Here is a 15658-nt window from a genome sequence, read left to right on the forward strand (position 1 = left end):
CCTTCAAACTGGAAAGCCCAACTGGCTGATCAGCCGCCAGATATCGCGGTTCAACTCGGAAAGTTGATCAACAATGTCTTCAATCTCTTTCATGGCCAAGGCGTCGACTGTGTCTTCACGCCCCAGTTTGATGTCTGTTTTTCTGTCGGAAATCCTCATCAGGATTGTCTTTGGATTGCCGCTGTCCGGGTCAAAGGAATAAATGCAGTGATTGTATTTGTTTCGAATTCCCGACAGTTTGGCTAATCGCTGTGTGTGAACAAGGATTGGGTCGCGAATTTCCGGTGGGCGGCCCTCCATCTTGGCAAGCCGTTCCACAAGATCAAGGCGCGCCCGTGTGGTGTTCAGCGTCAGAAAGATAATCACCGCGACATCTTTCTTGGTTTCGCTCAGGCCTGCGATCAAGTGGATCAACAGGCTTTCGGTGTTGGTCCACATGTAATTCAGCCGACCCACCAACAGGATCAGGCGATCAAATCGGGTTTCAAAGTCGTCAGTCAACGGCCATTTCATGCGCCTCTTTGGGCGCGACCTCAAAGAAGAATTGTGCAGCGGCAGTCCTGTTGCTGACACCAATTTTGCCTACGACATTGTGTATATGCAGCTTAACAGTGTGCTCGGTAATTCCCAGATTGGAAGCAATGATCTTGTTGCTCTGGCCTTTTGATACCAATTGCAGGACCTGTTTCTCTCTCGGTGTCAGCTTGGAATAGATCGGATGAGGATCTGCTGCCGCCGAAATTGCGGGATGGTCAAGCTTAGGTTGGCCGTCATTGGCTGCAACGCTGTCAGCAAGAAAACAGGGCATATAAAATTCTTCGTGCAACAACAGACGTAGGATAGACCTCCAAACATCTGGCGAGACGTTCATCGGCAGGTATCCAATTTCGCCATATGTATTGCGATCCCAATTTTCGAACAAAAACCGGGCCGCCTCATCTTTGCGATATGCAAATGCAACGCTGCCGGAGCCGACACAATCCTTATAGGCTTTGGGTCGCGCGATCAGATCATCAAGTGACATTTGGTCGACGATGATGACCCGGCCGGAACCGGATGAAGGACAGACCGGAAGTGATTGGATGCTGTCAATCCGGTGTGTGGCGACACCGAATTCGTTTTGAACCTCGCGCAAGGTTTGACGCGAATAAAACAGTTCCTTGCCAACAAAGTTGATCGAGAATTCTTCGGCGGTAAAATTACCTTGGATAGAACTATCCTGAAACGGGATACTCATTATTCCCCCCTACATAACCCAAACCGCGGAAATGCGGCAAAACAGTAAACAGAACTTGAAGCGTATAATTAACACAATATTAACGTGCATGATCTCAAGACTACAGTGAATAGTGCAAGTTTCTTCAATAAAACGTGATTCCAAGGGCTTAGGTTATAGTACTTTCGATTAGGTGGAAGCTGGCCTTTCTCGTTTAAGTAGAGGGAATCGCACGGTTTCCCACCTAAAGGGATTCCGCCCCGCCTTTTGCGGTGCCAATTCGGACAAACAGGCCGAATCGGTTTTTTAATTCAATGAAATCATAATTTTAAGCGATCTAGTGCTTACGGTTAGCTATTCAGGCTGTGCTGCTCCTGCAACGATGTGAGTGCCTCAATTGAAGAGGTGCTTGTTCCTAATGTGCCCGCGATTCGCGCATTTTCGCGATTTTTTGCGCAAGGGCTCTTTCGGCTAAGCCGAGAAAGGAGGGTGGGAGACCAAGTCACTGACGATACCGCACGAAAGCGCGTTTCGCGTTTCTCTTTGTGCGCAACTCTTGTTTCAACCGCGCCCGTAACCGTTTTGTAGATGAATGACGGTCTGTGCGCTTAATAAGTGGAAATTGATATGTCTAGAAACCGTAATGGTAATCACGGCGCCGACGTCGAAGAAATTAATGTTGGTCCAGTCATTGCTCCGGTAGATGAAATTAACATCGACGACGTCGAAATCAGCGCGGACCAGACTGAGCAGAAAACCAAGGTTGATAATGATCAGGATCAAGATCAACTGCAGGCGCAAGCCCAGAAAACCGATGTGGAAACTGATGTAGATAACGAAAACGATCAGGATCAGGACCAACATCAAGGTCAGGGCCAAGCGCAGGCTCAGAAGCAGAAGAACGGCGATAACGACAACGACAACTCGAACTCTGTCCATATCGACTTTGGCGAAGCCGAGCCGCTGGGCAGCGACGATGATCTGGTAGATGTTGATGTCTCTGGCGGTTCAAGCATCGACAAAGTCATTACCGTTGGAAACGACCTGGATTATGATCCCGGCGATGACCTGAACCTGAACATCAGTCTGGATGGCGCAGGCAACGACATGTCCGCCATCAATAAGCAGTACCTAAACCTGAGCGACGACGACACCCTGGGTGCGGCGGAAGTTAAGAATAACGGTAGCTTTGACCAGGACGGCAACGCGCGTGGCGGAACGGCCAATGCTGACGAAGGCATCGGCTCGCAGTCGGACGGAGGAAACTCCGGAAGCGGCGGCACTGCGCACGGCGGTTATGCAGACGGGGACACCGATGGTGGTACTGCATTGGCCTTCGGCGGTCACACCGGTGACGCAGATGGTGCCGGCACTGGCGGTGCAGGCGGTTCCTCGGGAAGTGCAACCAATTTCGGTCTGGGTGTTGGACATTCCAATGCTGACTCGAACGGAAGCAGCACCGCGGGTTCCGGCGGAAATGCCAACAGTGACGCCGATGCCGACAATACCGGCAGCGCCGACTCTGATGGTGATAGCACAGCCGGAGAAGGCGGAAACGCAGGCTCGATCGGTCTGGGCTTGGGCCTGGGCCTGTCCGAAGCCGACAACGATGGCGCGTCTCTTGGCGGCAACAATGCTACTGGTGCCTCGGCACTGGGTGCCGGTCTGGCCGGGAATGACTCGGACGCCAATGGCGCCAATGGTGGTGACGGCGATGCTGACACCGATGGCGTTGCGGTAAACGCTGGTAGCAGCGACACCGAAGCCAACGACGCGGCGGCTGGTAACCTGGGCCTTGGCCTGGCGGGAAGCCTTGCCGATAGCGACGCTGACGCTGATGGCGGCAATGGCACCGGTTCCGGCGGAACGGGTGGAACTGGCACTGGAGCGACGGGCACCGGCGGCAACGGCAATGGTGCGACCGGCACTGGCGGTGCGGGCACCGGCGGCGCTGGCACTGGCGGAACATCCGGCCAGGTCGACGCGGCGCTTGCTGCGCTGAACCAGCAGAACGGGCTGATTGGCCTGAACGCGGGTGAAGCCGAAGCTGACACCGGCAGCGGTGACGTCAATGGCGGTAACCCCGGCACTGGCGGTGAAGGAGACGGCGGATTTGGTTCCGGTGGCAACGGTAGTGGAGCTCAAGGTGTTGGCGGTGCTGGTACCGGCGGTACTGGCGGTGGCGGAGACGGCACCGGTGGTGCAGGTCTTGGCGGTACTGCGGGTGCTATGTCCGGTGCTCAGGGTGTTGGTGATCAGGCCACGACTGGCCCGAATATCACGCAAACCCCGGGTGACGTGAATGGCACAGCCAACATGCCACAGAACACCAGCGGCGACGGTGGTGCAGGTGGCGGCAACAGCACAAGCGGCTCGGCCACGGGCACTGGTACCGGTACTGCAACTGCCGACGGCTTTGGCGGTGGCGGCGGCGCGATCCAGCAGGACGCAATGTCCAACGGATCCGGCACAGGTTCAGCAGACGCTGTGAACACTGCTGGTGCGGGCGGCGACTCTGGTCTGTGGTCGGTCGCAGACACCGATGGCAGCGCTGACAGCCTGGCGAGTGCGATTGCAGGATATGGCGGCGACGCGATGTCCGACAATGACGCCACTTCGACAGGCGCAGGCAGCGCGACCGGCTCGGCGAATTCGGGCTTTGGCGGCGGCGGCGGTGCCGGTGCCGGCTACGGCGGAACCAGCGGCGACGCGATGGGTTCGGCAACAAATGGTGCGATCACCGGCGCAACGGTTAACGGTGGCGACGCATCGGGTGCCAACTCGGGCGCGGGTGGTAATGGCGGCAACGCCGGGTCCTGGGGTTCCAACAATTCTGGTGACGGAATTGTCCACGGTGAATCCTACGCATCGGCGGCTGCTGTTGTAGATACATCGGCCTTCAACCAGACGATCGTTATGGGGGCCAACGTTCTCGGCAACTCGGTCGACACGACAATGGTTGGTGGCTCGATGAACTCGACCTACACCAGCGACGATACCGACGTATAACCCGCCTCTGGGTTTGGGGCAGAGGGCGACGGTTCGTTCTCTGACCCGGTCAAGCTAACTGCCGAGGCCGCTTCTGCGGTGGCCTCGGCCCAACTTAACCCAGACCGGAAATTTTGCGCCGGGACGGGGAAAGGACAGTGTTATGTCGCTCGACAGTATCAGTGAAACGATTGCCCACTTTATTGGAACCTTTGAGCTTACGACTGAGCAGGCCAGACTGCGCGAACAGTACGAGGAATTTACCGCCCTCAGACGCAAGATTGAATTAGAGGATCTGGCAGAGGCCACATCCATTAATGTGCGGGCCGACCTGAAACTTGATCCGGGTAAATACGGTCCTCTTCCCTATAAATTCATGGCCCCGGACAACGATGGTCCGTTCCCCCCGGCCTCTGGTGGTCCAATCCCTGAACCGGCTCTTTTCCTTGATCCGGTATCCGGTCCGGACGAGATTATCCCCGAAGGGCAACTATTTACGGCGGAATTTCAGCAGACTATCGTGATTCCAGAACTGGTGCCTGAACTTATCGGGTCAGCCGTCACATACACATTCCAGACCCTTAACCTGAGCGACAACGACACAATCGGTCAGGGTGATTTCCGCGACGCCGAAGTTTTGATGCAAGAGGGTTACGAGGCGCTGGATGTTGCGCTGTCGCTGCATGTGATTTCATCCCCGTCTTTTGACATTGCGGACTTCCAATCGGTCGAAAAACTGGAACAGTTGGCCGAACAGATGAAGGCGACCGTGACCGTTCAGGTCGATGGTGCCACAGTCCATCAATTCCACGGCGAAGAAGCGGTGGGTATCATCGTCAACGGCGAACGGGTAGAGGAACTGCCCGATTGGATGGAGCTTTTGCCACAGCATCATCAGTCCGAGGACGACGAAGAGAGCGGGCAGCCGAACCCCTATCCGAAAGAATGGGATCAGTCCGAAGATGACGTATTTGGTGAAGGCCACACGGTGATTGCGGGCGGCAATCTGGCAATCAACGAAGTGTCCATCACGGTTGGTTGGGTCGACGCACCAATAATAGCTGTGGGCGGGGCGTCCTACGATCTGACCGTGGTCAGCCAGGTCGCTATTGTCTCAGACATCGACGAAGGAGAGCCGGGCGCGCAGAGCGAAACCAAGGTTATCCAGTCGTCCCAGATTGTAGTCGAAGCCAGCGAGGCGTCTTGGATTGAAGATAACGTAGCACCACCCGGACAGGATCCGCTTGTCGTTATCAGTTGGATAAGCGGAGACCTGTACGTCACCAATTTTGTCAAGCAAGTGATTGACGCCACCGACATTGATCACATCCAGACCGAAGTTTCGGCTTCGAACAGTATGTATGTTCTGGGTGATAACGACATGTTCAACGCCAACAACATTGTTCAGTTGGGCAGCTTCTATGACGTAGTCATGGTTGGCGGGAATATGGTTTCCGTCGACATCGTTCAGCAAACGATCGTCTTGATTGACGACGATGTCGTAACGGGTCCCGTTCAGGATGAGGTCGAAGAGAACCTTGTCATGAACCAGGTGTCTCTGACCAGTACGGGTGAAGATACGCATGAAGACATCACTCCGAACTTGGCCAGCGTTTTGCCGATAGAGGAAGTGAACACAGACGCCCTTGAAGACGCGCTGTTGAACGATCCAGCCTTTGCCGGGATGGAGCAACTTCGCGTTCTGAAGATTGAAGGGGACCTGATCCAGGCGAACGTAATCGAACAGGTCACTTTGCTGCAGGATCAGGACGACGTCCATCTGACAGGGGGCCAAGGTGCTGAAGCATCGGCGTTGGGTGCCGGGAACGCGCTGTTGAACGCAGCCAGCGTTTCCAAGATAGGCGTCGACTCTGTCGTTATGGCGGCGGAGGGCGAATACTCGGATGTGTTGCTGCATCAGGCCAGCCTGATCGACTCACCTGATGAAGAGTTGGGCGAAGAGATCGCCAATGAAGCCATCGCGTTTTTGATGGAGGAAACAAACGGACCCGGAAAGTCAGATCTTGCACCGGGCCACAACAAACTAACACCCTCCGAGGCGGCCAGTTTGGATGACGGTATGCAGTCCATGCTAGCCTAATCTCTTTATTAGTTACGAGTGACCCGAAAGTTTTAGTATGTCGATTTTGTTTTCGTCGCGCCGCACACCGTTTGCCAGTCCGCTGGACAGTCGAAACGGTCCGGACCGAGTTAGACCCCTTGTTGACGAACCCGCGCACAGGCCGGCGAAGATGGCCGGTTTGCGCCTAACCGAGGAGATGCGGTTAAAATCTCCTAAGACCAATCCGGCCAAGGCCGTTGAATCGCAGGCGACCCGAACCGCACGGGCATCTGCAGAACCGAATAAGACCACGGAACCTCCAGAGCGCGCTGTACCTTCCCCCCGGCGCGCTCAGCCACAGCCCGATGAAGACAATTACCAAGAGGGCCGTGGTGCTGGGGTGGCCGATGCCAAAGGCCCCGATCCTGAGACCGCTAAGGATTCGACCGCACGAAAACCCCCCTCGTCGCGCTCGCACAGCGGTGAAGCCATAGGTACCACTATCGAGGCCAAGGCAAACGAGCCGCTGCCGCTGCGCAAAGAGGGCGGCGGCGACGGTAAAGGGCCACCCCAGACTTTTCACAAGCGCACCCCACCTGAAGATTTCCAGAACACCCTGCGCACGTCCCTGCGTGCGATATGGCGGAATTTGGCTTTTGTTCTGGTGCTGACCTGCGCAACGAATATCCTGATCCTGGCGATTCCGATCTATCTGTTCCAGATCAGTGACCGGGTGTTGACCAGCCGTTCTTTAGATACGTTGATCATGCTGACGGCGATTGTCGCCGGGGCGGTGATCTTTCAATCCGCCTTTGATGCTGTGCGTCGGTTCATGCTGATGCGCACGGCGGTCGAGGTTAACGCGCGCCTTGGGGCACCGATCCTGAGCGCGGCCGCCCATGCGTCACTGCATGGAACCGGGCGCGAGTATCAGACGTTGGGCGACTTGCAGCAGGTCAGAGGGTTTCTTGTGTCAGGAACGCTGATTTCCTTTTTGGATGTGCCGTTCGCCCCGCTTTTCATCCTGATGATTTTCCTCGTGCATCCTCAGCTAGGCACGATTGTCATCGCGACAGCTTTGCTGTTGATGGTGATTGCCCTGATAAACCAACGCATGACCGCAAAACCGTTTGCCGAGGCGAACAAGGCACAGTCGATGGCAAATCAGCATCTGGATTCGATGGCGCGCAACAGTCAGATCATCAATGCGCTGGCCATGATCCCAGAGGCCGTTCGGATTTGGGGCCGCGACACGGCGCAGTCGCTGACGTGGCAGGTGCGTGCACAGGACCGCAATGTTATTTTCGCTGCTATCTCGCGCGCGGTGCGCTTGTTGACGCAGATCGCAATCCTTGGGTGGGGGGCGTTTCTTGCCCTTCAGGGTGAGATCACGGGCGGCATGGTTATCGCAGCGTCGATCATTGCCGGGCGTGCGTTCGCCCCGATTGAAGGCTCGATCGAAGGTTGGAATGCGTTTCTGTTGACCCGGGGCGCGTATGGCCGCATCAGCAATCTGCTGTCCAACTCGGCGTTGCAGTTCGAAAAACTGCGCCTGCCGCGCCCCGAAGGTCGTTTGGATGTTGAGCGTTTGCTTTACGTGCCCGGCGGGACCAAGAGGGTTGTTCTGAACGGGATCAGCTTCTCACTCAATCCGGGTGAGACCTTGGCGATCATCGGCAATTCCGGCGCTGGCAAGACGACCTTGGGTAAAACGCTGGTCGGATCCATCCTGCCAACGTCGGGGAGCGTACGGTTGGACCTGATGGACATTCGCAATTGGGACCCGCGGCAATTTGGGGAAAGCATCGGCTACCTGCCGCAGGACGTGCAGTTGTTCCCCGGAACGATCAAGGACAACATCGGACGGATGCGCGAAGACGCGACGGATGAACAAATCCACGACGCAGCGGTTCTTGCGGATGTGCACAACATGATCGCTACCCTTCCGCAAGGGTATGAGACCGTTGTCTCCGCAGATGGCTCGCCATTGTCAGGGGGCCAGAAACAACGCATCGCTTTGGCGCGGGCCTTTTTCGGCAACCCAAGGATGGTTGTTCTGGATGAGCCAAATTCAAATCTGGATGTCGCCGGAGATCAGGCGCTGGCCCGGGCGATTGCCCAAGCCAAAGAAAGCAAAATTACCGTTGTGGTCATCACGCAAAAGCCAACGCTGCTGAACGCGGTCGACAAGATCATGCTGCTGACCGACGGTCGTGTGGCTCTGTTTGGGCAGCGTGAACAGGTTCTGCAGCAACTGAACGGACCACGCAGTCAGCAAGGTATCGCTGGCCAGAAGGGGGATGGACAATGAACGATCTGGTCGCAATCAACAACGACCCCAAGGACCCGACCGTCTGGTATGCCGAGGTTCCGCGATCCATCAACCGATTGATTGTGGTTGGGTTCGTCATGCTGATCCTGTGCTTTGGTGGGTTTGGCGTCTGGTCTTTCCGCGCTCCTCTGGCCGCCGCGGTAATCGCGCAAGGCAGCTTTGTCGCGACGGGTCGCAACAAGATCGTGCAGCACCTTGAAGGCGGCATCATCGAGGACATCAAAGTGATCGAGGGCCAATCCGTGAAGGCGGGCCAAGTTCTGATGACGCTTGATCAGACCTCAGCCGAAGCCAATGAGCGCGAGTTGTTCATCCGGAAAATCCGCCTTCAGGCCATGACCGAGCGTTTGCAGGCCGAATACAATGAAAGCGACCGTCTGGAATTCTCGCAGGGGTTGCTGGCCGCTACGGATGACGTCGAGGTGATGACGATCCTCGATGGTCAACGCATCAGTTTTGACGTGTCCCGCAAGACTTTGCTGAACGATATCGCCCTTCTGGAGCGTAATATGGAAGCCCTGAAGATTCGATCCAGCGGCTTTGAAGCACAGCTTGCAAGCATGAAGCGACGCTCGGAAATCCTTCAGGAAGAATATGAAACCAAGCAGTCGCTGTTTGAAAAGGGGTTGGTGCGAAAAGGTGATCTGAACACGATCCGCAGGGTCCAAGCCGAGGCCGACGGCCAGCAGGCGCGTTTGGCCGCAGAAACGGCTGAAATCAATCAGATGCTGCTCAAGTATGAAGAACAGATTACACGCACGCGGTCTGCCTATCGCGAAGCCGCGCTGGACGAACTTGGCGTGATCGAAGGTGATCTGGAAAGCGTCCGCGAAAAGGCGCGTCAGGCGCGCAGCGTTCTGGACCGTGCCGTTGTCCGCGCCCCGGTGACGGGAACGGTTGTTCGGTTGCATTATCACACGCCCGGCGGTGTTATCGAAACGGGTGAGCCCATCGCTGAAATCCTGCCCGCAGACGCCCCCCTGATCATCGAGGCGCAAATCCCCCGGACAGAGATTGACAGCGTCATCACCGGTCAGGATGCAACGGTGCGCCTTGTTGCGCTGAACCAGCGCACGACCCCGGTGCTGAGTGGTGAGGTCTTTTATGTTTCAGCAGATGCGCTTGTCGAAGATTCCTCGGGCGCCCCGCAAGAGGTTTATCTTGCGCGGATATCGCTTGAGCCGGATGAGATCGAAAGGGTGCGCGGCTTTATTCCGACGCCGGGAATGCCGGCCGAGATCATGATCCAGACCGAAGAACGCACCTTTGCGGCCTATATAGCAAAGCCTGTGACAGACAGCATGTCGCGCGCTTTCCGGGAACATTGATCGCCTGCCTAGGGCGATCAACCTACACCTTCCAGTTTTTGCATGTTAGCATCCCGTGACAACCAACAGGAGGGTGCGACATGCCCGTGACCGTCAAGGAAATGATGGAGGCTGCAAACGCTGCCGTCGAGCGTATCGATATGGAAAAGGCGAAAGATGTGTTGGGCAAAGGTGGCCTTTTGCTGGACATCCGTGATGCGGCCGAGGTTCACAAAACGGGTCGGGCCAAGGGCGCGCACCACATCCCTCGAGGGATGCTCGAATTTCGCGCCGATGACGCGCTTCAGTCGCACGACCCCGAGCTGAAAAAGGATCGCCCGATCGTGCTGTATTGCGCATCAGGCGGACGCGCCGCCCTTGCCGGGAAGCTGCTAAAGGATATGGGCTATGATCAGGTTTATAATCTTGGCGGGTTGAATGATTGGGTGAACGCCGGCGGCGAAACCTCTGAAAGTTAAGCGCAAAGCTGTAATTCTCGCAGCGACTTAAGCGTTGAGAAAAGCCCTGACTGCGGCTTCGAATTCGCGGGGTTTTTCAGCGTGTAGCCAATGCCCCGCACCGGGAATTTTGGCGAAGCGCGCAGCGGGAAACAACGCGCGAATTCTGTCGCGATGCTCCGGAAGCACATAATCCGAACTGCCGCCGGACAGAAACAAGGTTGGTCCCACCCAATTTGCGTTCAGATCAGGAAAGCTCATGATCTTTGGCATCTCAGACGCCAATACATCCAGATTAAGAAGCCAGCGTTGTCCCTTGATATCCAAGGATTGTGTGAAAAAGCTCTGCAGAGCTTTTTCGACGCCATGTAGCGCCAACTGTTGTTCCGCGTCCGAGCGTCTTTCAACCTTGGACAAGTCGACTGCGCGCATTGCTTCGATGAATTGGATTTGGCTGTGCGTGTAGGTGACAGGCGCAATGTCTGCGACCACCAGTTTGCGCACACTTTCACCGTATAAAAGGGCCAAGGCCATGGCCGCCTTGCCCCCCATGGAATGCCCGACAACATCGGCGGTGCCGCCAAAATGCGCGATCACCTCAGCAAGGTCGCGGGCCAAATCTGGATAGTCATGATGGTCTGTCCACATGCTGTTCGCGTGGTTGCGCACGTCTACGGCAACAACCTGCCGTTCATCGGACAAGCGCCGGGCGATGACGCCCCAATTCCGGGCCGAGCCATATAGCCCATGCGCGATAATCAGCGGTGGGTTTTCGGTGGGTTCGCCATGTACAATCGTGTTCAGCATGACCGTGTGATACCCGGCGCGAATTGAAACGACCAGCCCCATTGTCGCAGAGAAGCAGCCCAGATAAAGTGCCGCATCAGGAGAAACGCGTATGCAAAAGACCGTCGATATCCAAACCCAGATCGCGCAGACCGTGCAACTGTTGCGCGACAAGTTGGGTGTCCATGGCAAGACGCTGACAGAGTCTGTCAAAAAAGCAAAGCGGCAGCTTCCCCGCCGGATTTACAAGCAGGCCATGTTGCTGGCGCAAGCTGAACAAATGGCGGCTCATCCCAAGCTGAGGCTGGTGTTGGATACGCCAAAACTGGTCAGGGCATCGGAAGAGGTTCAGAAACACCTGGGGGGCATCAATCTTGCCGACCGGCGCATGGGGTGGTTTCTGGGGATGCTGAGCAGCTTGGCCTTTAACCTGCTTGTCCTGTCTGCCCTGCTCTTGGTGTTCCTGCGGTGGCAGGGTTTGATCTAACAAAAACGGCGCCCTATAGACGCCGTTTAACTGTTTGAAATCGAACAGACTTACAGGTTCGGGTAGATCGGGAAACGAGCGCAAAGCTCGGCCACTTCAGCCTTGACCTTGGCTTCGACCTCACCGTTGCCGTCTTCGCCGTTGGCGGCCAGACCGTCGACCACTTCGATGATCCAATCCGCGATCTGACGGAACTCGCCCTCGCCAAAGCCACGGGTAGTTCCGGCGGGCGAGCCAAGGCGAATGCCCGACGTAATGGTTGGCTTTTCGGGGTCGAACGGCACGCCGTTCTTGTTGCAGGTAATATGCGCCCGGCCCAGGGCTTTCTCTGTCGCGTTGCCCTTCACACCTTTGGGGCGTAGATCTACCAGAACCACATGGGTGTCGGTGCCATGTGTAACCGTGTCCAGACCGCCTTTGATCAGTTGATCCGACAACGCCTGCGCGTTGTTGACCACGTTCTGGATGTAGGTCTTAAACTCGGGGCGCAGGGCCTCTCCGAACGCGACGGCTTTGCCTGCGATGACATGCATCAACGGTCCGCCCTGAATGCCGGGGAAGATGGCCGAGTTCACTTTCTTGGCGATCGCCTCGTCATTGGTCAGGATCATGCCGCCGCGCGGGCCGCGCAAAGTTTTGTGGGTGGTGGTGGTCGCCACATGCGCGTGCGGGAAGGGGCTGGGATGCTCACCCGCCGCAACCAGACCGGCAAAGTGGGCCATGTCCACATGCAGGTAAGCGCCGACCATATCCGCAATCTCGCGCATGCGGGCAAAGTCGATCTGACGTGGTATGGCAGAACCGCCCGCGATGATCAGCTTGGGCTGATGCTCTTTCGCCAGCACCTCGACCTGATCGTAGTCCAGCATGTTGTCTTGCTGGCGCACACCGTACTGAACGGCGTTGAACCACTTGCCCGACTGGTTCGGGCGCGCGCCGTGGGTCAGGTGACCGCCTGCGTCCAAGCTCATGCCCAGAATGGTGTCGCCGGGCTGGATCAGCGCCTGGAACACACCTTGGTTGGCTTGACTGCCCGAATTGGGTTGGACGTTTGCGAACTCACAGCCAAAAAGCTGCTTTGCGCGGTCAATGGCCAGATTTTCGGCGATGTCGACGAATTGGCAGCCGCCATAGTAACGACGCCCGGGATAGCCCTCGGCGTATTTGTTGGTCATGACCGAGCCCTGCGCTTCCATTACGGCGGCAGAGACAATGTTCTCGGATGCGATCAGTTCGATCTCGTCGCGCTGACGGCCCAGTTCGGACGTGATCGAGCCGAACAACTCGGGGTCACGGTCCGCAAGTGACTGGGTGAAAAATCCGGTATCACGAAGATTGGCGTTCATGGGGGCTCCACATTCTGGGGGTAATTCTTGCGGATTTCCTATCGGAAACCGATCTGGCGCAAAAGGCTTAAAGCGACGAATTGGCCTGCTGCGGCGTCAAGTCTGGCCTATCGGGGAAAGGTATGCTTGTTTCGGAACCAAATGTGCAAGACCGGAAACCACAACAGATGATTCAGAGAATCGCCTTTCTCGCCAGCGATGTTAAGGTGGCGCAATCCGCCCGCGATAAACTGGTCAAGCGGTATGGAAACGCCGCGCCGCGCGATGCCGACGTCGTTGTTGCGCTGGGCGGGGATGGCTTCATGCTGCACACGCTGCACAATATGCAGCATCTTGACACCCCGGTTTACGGCATGAACCGCGGAACAATCGGTTTTTTGATGAACGAGTTTCACGAAACCGATCTGCTGGATCGCCTTGCCGCCGCCGAAGAAGAGGTCATCAACCCGTTGGCCATGCGCGCAATGGACCAATCCGGTAAACTGCACGAGGCATTGGCGATTAACGAGGTCTCGTTGTTGCGGGCCGGTCCTCAGGCCGCGCGGCTGAAGATCAGTGTGGATGGCCGCGTTCGTATGGATGAATTGGTCTGCGACGGGGCGTTGCTGTCAACGCCTGCCGGGTCAACGGCGTATAATTATTCTGCTCACGGTCCGATCTTGCCCATCGGCTCGGATGTTTTGGCTTTGACGGCGATCGCGGCCTTCAGGCCCCGTCGCTGGCGTGGGGCGTTGCTGCCCAAGATAGCCAAGGTGCGATTCGATGTGCTGGATGCCGACAAGCGACCCGTTATGGCGGACGCGGATTCTGTATCTTTCCCCGATATAGACTGGGTCGAAATACGGTCCGAGCCGTCCATACAGCACCGTATTCTGTTCGACCCCGGTCACGGCCTTGAAGAGCGCCTGATCTCAGAGCAATTCACATAATCTTCCTGTTAGTCGTTTTTTTTGACTTGTGTGAACCAGTTCACAGGAGTTGGATTAATGTTGGATTAACCTGAACTTGCCCGAAGAACACACCAAGGTGGGAGTGAGTGGCCGCCAACGGTGTTTTCGAATTGAATGCGCATTTTTCGCGCTGGCGGGGGTAGGTGGTGCTACGCTCGTTATCGGATCTCCGGGCATATTTTAGCAAGCGGACCCCGGGCACAAAAACCCGGGGTCTATTTTATTCTGAACGCTTGTTTACGCGGATGCGCTCATCTTGTCCCAAAGTGGCAGGCACATTTGACCGACACGCGATTCGACCGCTGCGGCAGCATCCACCGCCATGTCTTCGCGCCAGCGAGGGGCCGCGATCTGTACGTTAATAGGCTGCGGCCCTTGGGGAAGATTTGCCAAAAGCGCGGGAACGCTGGCGGCAGGCAGGCCGAGGAAATTCATTGCATAGGAATAGACGGCGCAGCCCAAAACCTCATGCACGCCTTCCGCGCCTTCCGTGTCGCGATCGGGTTTGAAAAAGGGCTGGGGCAAAAACGGAGAAAGCACCAGCGGGTAGTTCTGCATGAAAAGCGACCATTCACGGGCGTAGTGGCTGCGTTTGGCCAGCATCTCGATCAGGTCTGTTCCGGTGATCGGTGGGAACTCCTGAAAATAGACCTCGAAGATATCGCGAATGGTCTGCGACCCGGCCGCCTCAATATCGCTTTTCAACAGGGTCAGAACTTCGCCCATCAGGGCGCGATACCCGCCGCGTCCGCATTCGAATGCATCCGGGGGTGCGATTTCTTCGACGTGATAACCTGCGTCAACCAGCGCGTCTCGGGCAATGTCCAGGGCCCGGTCGACTTCGGGGTGCATCGCGTATCCGAATGTGTCCTTCGTAAACGCGACTTTGATCGGTCCTTCGTCGGCAGTGCCGCGCCATGGCATCGGTACATGGAAGGGGTCATGCGGGTCAGGTGCGATCAGGCTGGACATCGAAAGATGCAGATCCGCCGCCGAGCGCGTGATCAGCCCCTGCACCGACATCGACTGCGCCAGCAATCCCCGTTCGGTCTTTTGGCTGGGATTCCATGCAGGAACACGCTCGAGCCCCGGTTTAACCGTCACCGCGCCGTTTGCAGCAGCTGGAAATCGCAGGCTGCCGCCGATGTCATTGCCATGAGCCAGCGCACCGATCCCTGCCATCACTGCAGCCCCGGCGCCACCGGACGACCCTCCGGGCGAGATGTGGCGGCCCCATGGGTTATTCGTTCGCCCGTGGAGTTCGTTATCCGTATCCGCCCGGAATGAGAATTCAGGCGTGTTCGTGCGCCCTATGACGATGGCCCCTGCATTCTGAAGGTTGCGAACAACCGGTGCATCAGCGGGGGCGATCACATCCTTCAGCGCGACAACCCCGTTCGAGGTTGCGTGGCCCTTTTGATCGACGTTGATCTTGATCGTCACCGGGACACCATGCAGCGGCCCGGGGTCTGCGCCATTGGCCACGGCCTTGTCCAGATTACGGGCACGGGTCAGCGCCTCGTCGCTCAGGTCCTCGACCACGGCGTTCAGGTCGGGGTTCACCTGTTGCATCCGGTCCAGGGATGATTTCACGGCGTCTTCCGCGCTGATGTCCTTGTTGCGGGTCAGGGCGGTCAGATCGGTGGCGTTCAGACGCCAGATGTCGCTTGATGTCATAGGGCCTCACTGTCTTGATCAGACAGTAGAGGCCCGGTCAAGGGTTGCA

12 protein-coding genes are annotated in these 15658 nt (G+C 56.9%); 7 read left to right on the plus strand and 5 right to left on the minus strand.

All coding sequences use genetic code 11. The features are described 5' to 3' along the window. Positions 1 to 3: 3 nt before the first annotated feature. Both GOX75_RS07545 and GOX75_RS07550 read right to left on the minus strand, forming a co-directional pair. Complete coding sequence (locus GOX75_RS07545) at positions 4 to 513, minus strand: hypothetical protein (protein WP_171121972.1); 510 nt, start codon at positions 511 to 513, stop codon at positions 4 to 6. Next, positions 494 to 1237, minus strand: coding sequence for a response regulator transcription factor (locus tag GOX75_RS07550; RefSeq protein ID WP_254428703.1), 744 nt, complete (start codon positions 1235 to 1237; stop codon positions 494 to 496). The genes GOX75_RS07545 and GOX75_RS07550 overlap by 20 nt, the downstream gene beginning before the upstream one ends. A 606-nt stretch (positions 1238 to 1843) precedes the next feature. On the opposite strand from GOX75_RS07550, the gene GOX75_RS07555 reads away from it, so the two are divergent. The 5 genes from GOX75_RS07555 (at position 1844) to GOX75_RS07575 (ending at position 10384) form a co-directional block, all read left to right on the plus strand. Then, on the plus strand, positions 1844 to 4225 hold the full coding sequence (locus tag GOX75_RS07555; RefSeq protein WP_171121973.1) for a hypothetical protein: 2382 nt from the start codon (positions 1844 to 1846) through the stop codon (positions 4223 to 4225). A gap of 142 nt (positions 4226 to 4367) precedes the next feature. Next, a complete protein-coding gene (locus GOX75_RS07560) occupies positions 4368 to 6305 on the plus strand; it encodes a type I secretion protein (RefSeq protein WP_171121974.1) in 1938 nt (645 codons plus the stop codon). Between the two features lie 151 nt (positions 6306 to 6456). Further along, positions 6457 to 8577 (plus strand): type I secretion system permease/ATPase, encoded by a 2121-nt coding sequence (locus GOX75_RS07565; RefSeq protein ID WP_371808143.1) that lies wholly within the window; start codon positions 6457 to 6459, stop codon positions 8575 to 8577. Then, entirely contained in the window at positions 8574 to 9926 is a 1353-nt protein-coding gene (locus GOX75_RS07570) for an HlyD family type I secretion periplasmic adaptor subunit (protein ID WP_171121976.1), read from the plus strand. Before GOX75_RS07565 ends, GOX75_RS07570 begins: the two co-directional genes overlap by 4 nt. 80 nt (positions 9927 to 10006) lie before the next feature. After that, positions 10007 to 10384, plus strand: coding sequence for a rhodanese-like domain-containing protein (locus GOX75_RS07575; RefSeq protein WP_171121977.1), 378 nt, complete (start codon positions 10007 to 10009; stop codon positions 10382 to 10384). A 27-nt stretch (positions 10385 to 10411) separates the two neighbouring features. Here the strand turns inward: GOX75_RS07575 and GOX75_RS07580 are convergent, their stop codons facing one another. Next, a complete protein-coding gene (locus GOX75_RS07580; protein ID WP_171121978.1) occupies positions 10412 to 11170 on the minus strand; it encodes an alpha/beta fold hydrolase in 759 nt (252 codons plus the stop codon). Positions 11171 to 11261: 91 nt separating this feature from the next. On the opposite strand from GOX75_RS07580, the gene GOX75_RS07585 reads away from it, so the two are divergent. After that, positions 11262 to 11636 carry a hypothetical protein gene (locus tag GOX75_RS07585; protein WP_171121979.1) on the plus strand — a complete coding sequence of 125 codons (375 nt, stop codon included), beginning with the start codon at positions 11262 to 11264 and terminating at the stop codon, positions 11634 to 11636. Positions 11637 to 11686: 50 nt separating this feature from the next. On the opposite strand, the gene glyA is transcribed toward GOX75_RS07585, so the two are convergent. Then, a complete protein-coding gene (gene glyA, locus GOX75_RS07590; protein WP_171121980.1) occupies positions 11687 to 12982 on the minus strand; it encodes a serine hydroxymethyltransferase in 1296 nt (431 codons plus the stop codon). Between the two features lie 167 nt (positions 12983 to 13149). On the opposite strand from glyA, the gene GOX75_RS07595 reads away from it, so the two are divergent. After that, the gene (locus GOX75_RS07595) at positions 13150 to 13911 is read left to right on the plus strand and encodes an NAD kinase (RefSeq protein WP_171121981.1); all 762 of its coding nucleotides are present in this window, start codon (positions 13150 to 13152) and stop codon (positions 13909 to 13911) included. Positions 13912 to 14169: 258 nt separating this feature from the next. Here GOX75_RS07595 and GOX75_RS07600 read toward each other — a convergent pair whose 3' ends face one another. Next, positions 14170 to 15609 (minus strand): amidase family protein, encoded by a 1440-nt coding sequence (locus tag GOX75_RS07600; RefSeq protein WP_171121982.1) that lies wholly within the window; start codon positions 15607 to 15609, stop codon positions 14170 to 14172. Between the last annotated feature and the right edge of the window lie 49 nt (positions 15610 to 15658).

The organism is Ruegeria sp. HKCCD7251 (genome assembly GCF_013031165.1).
In the GTDB taxonomy this organism is placed as follows: domain Bacteria; phylum Pseudomonadota; class Alphaproteobacteria; order Rhodobacterales; family Rhodobacteraceae; genus Ruegeria.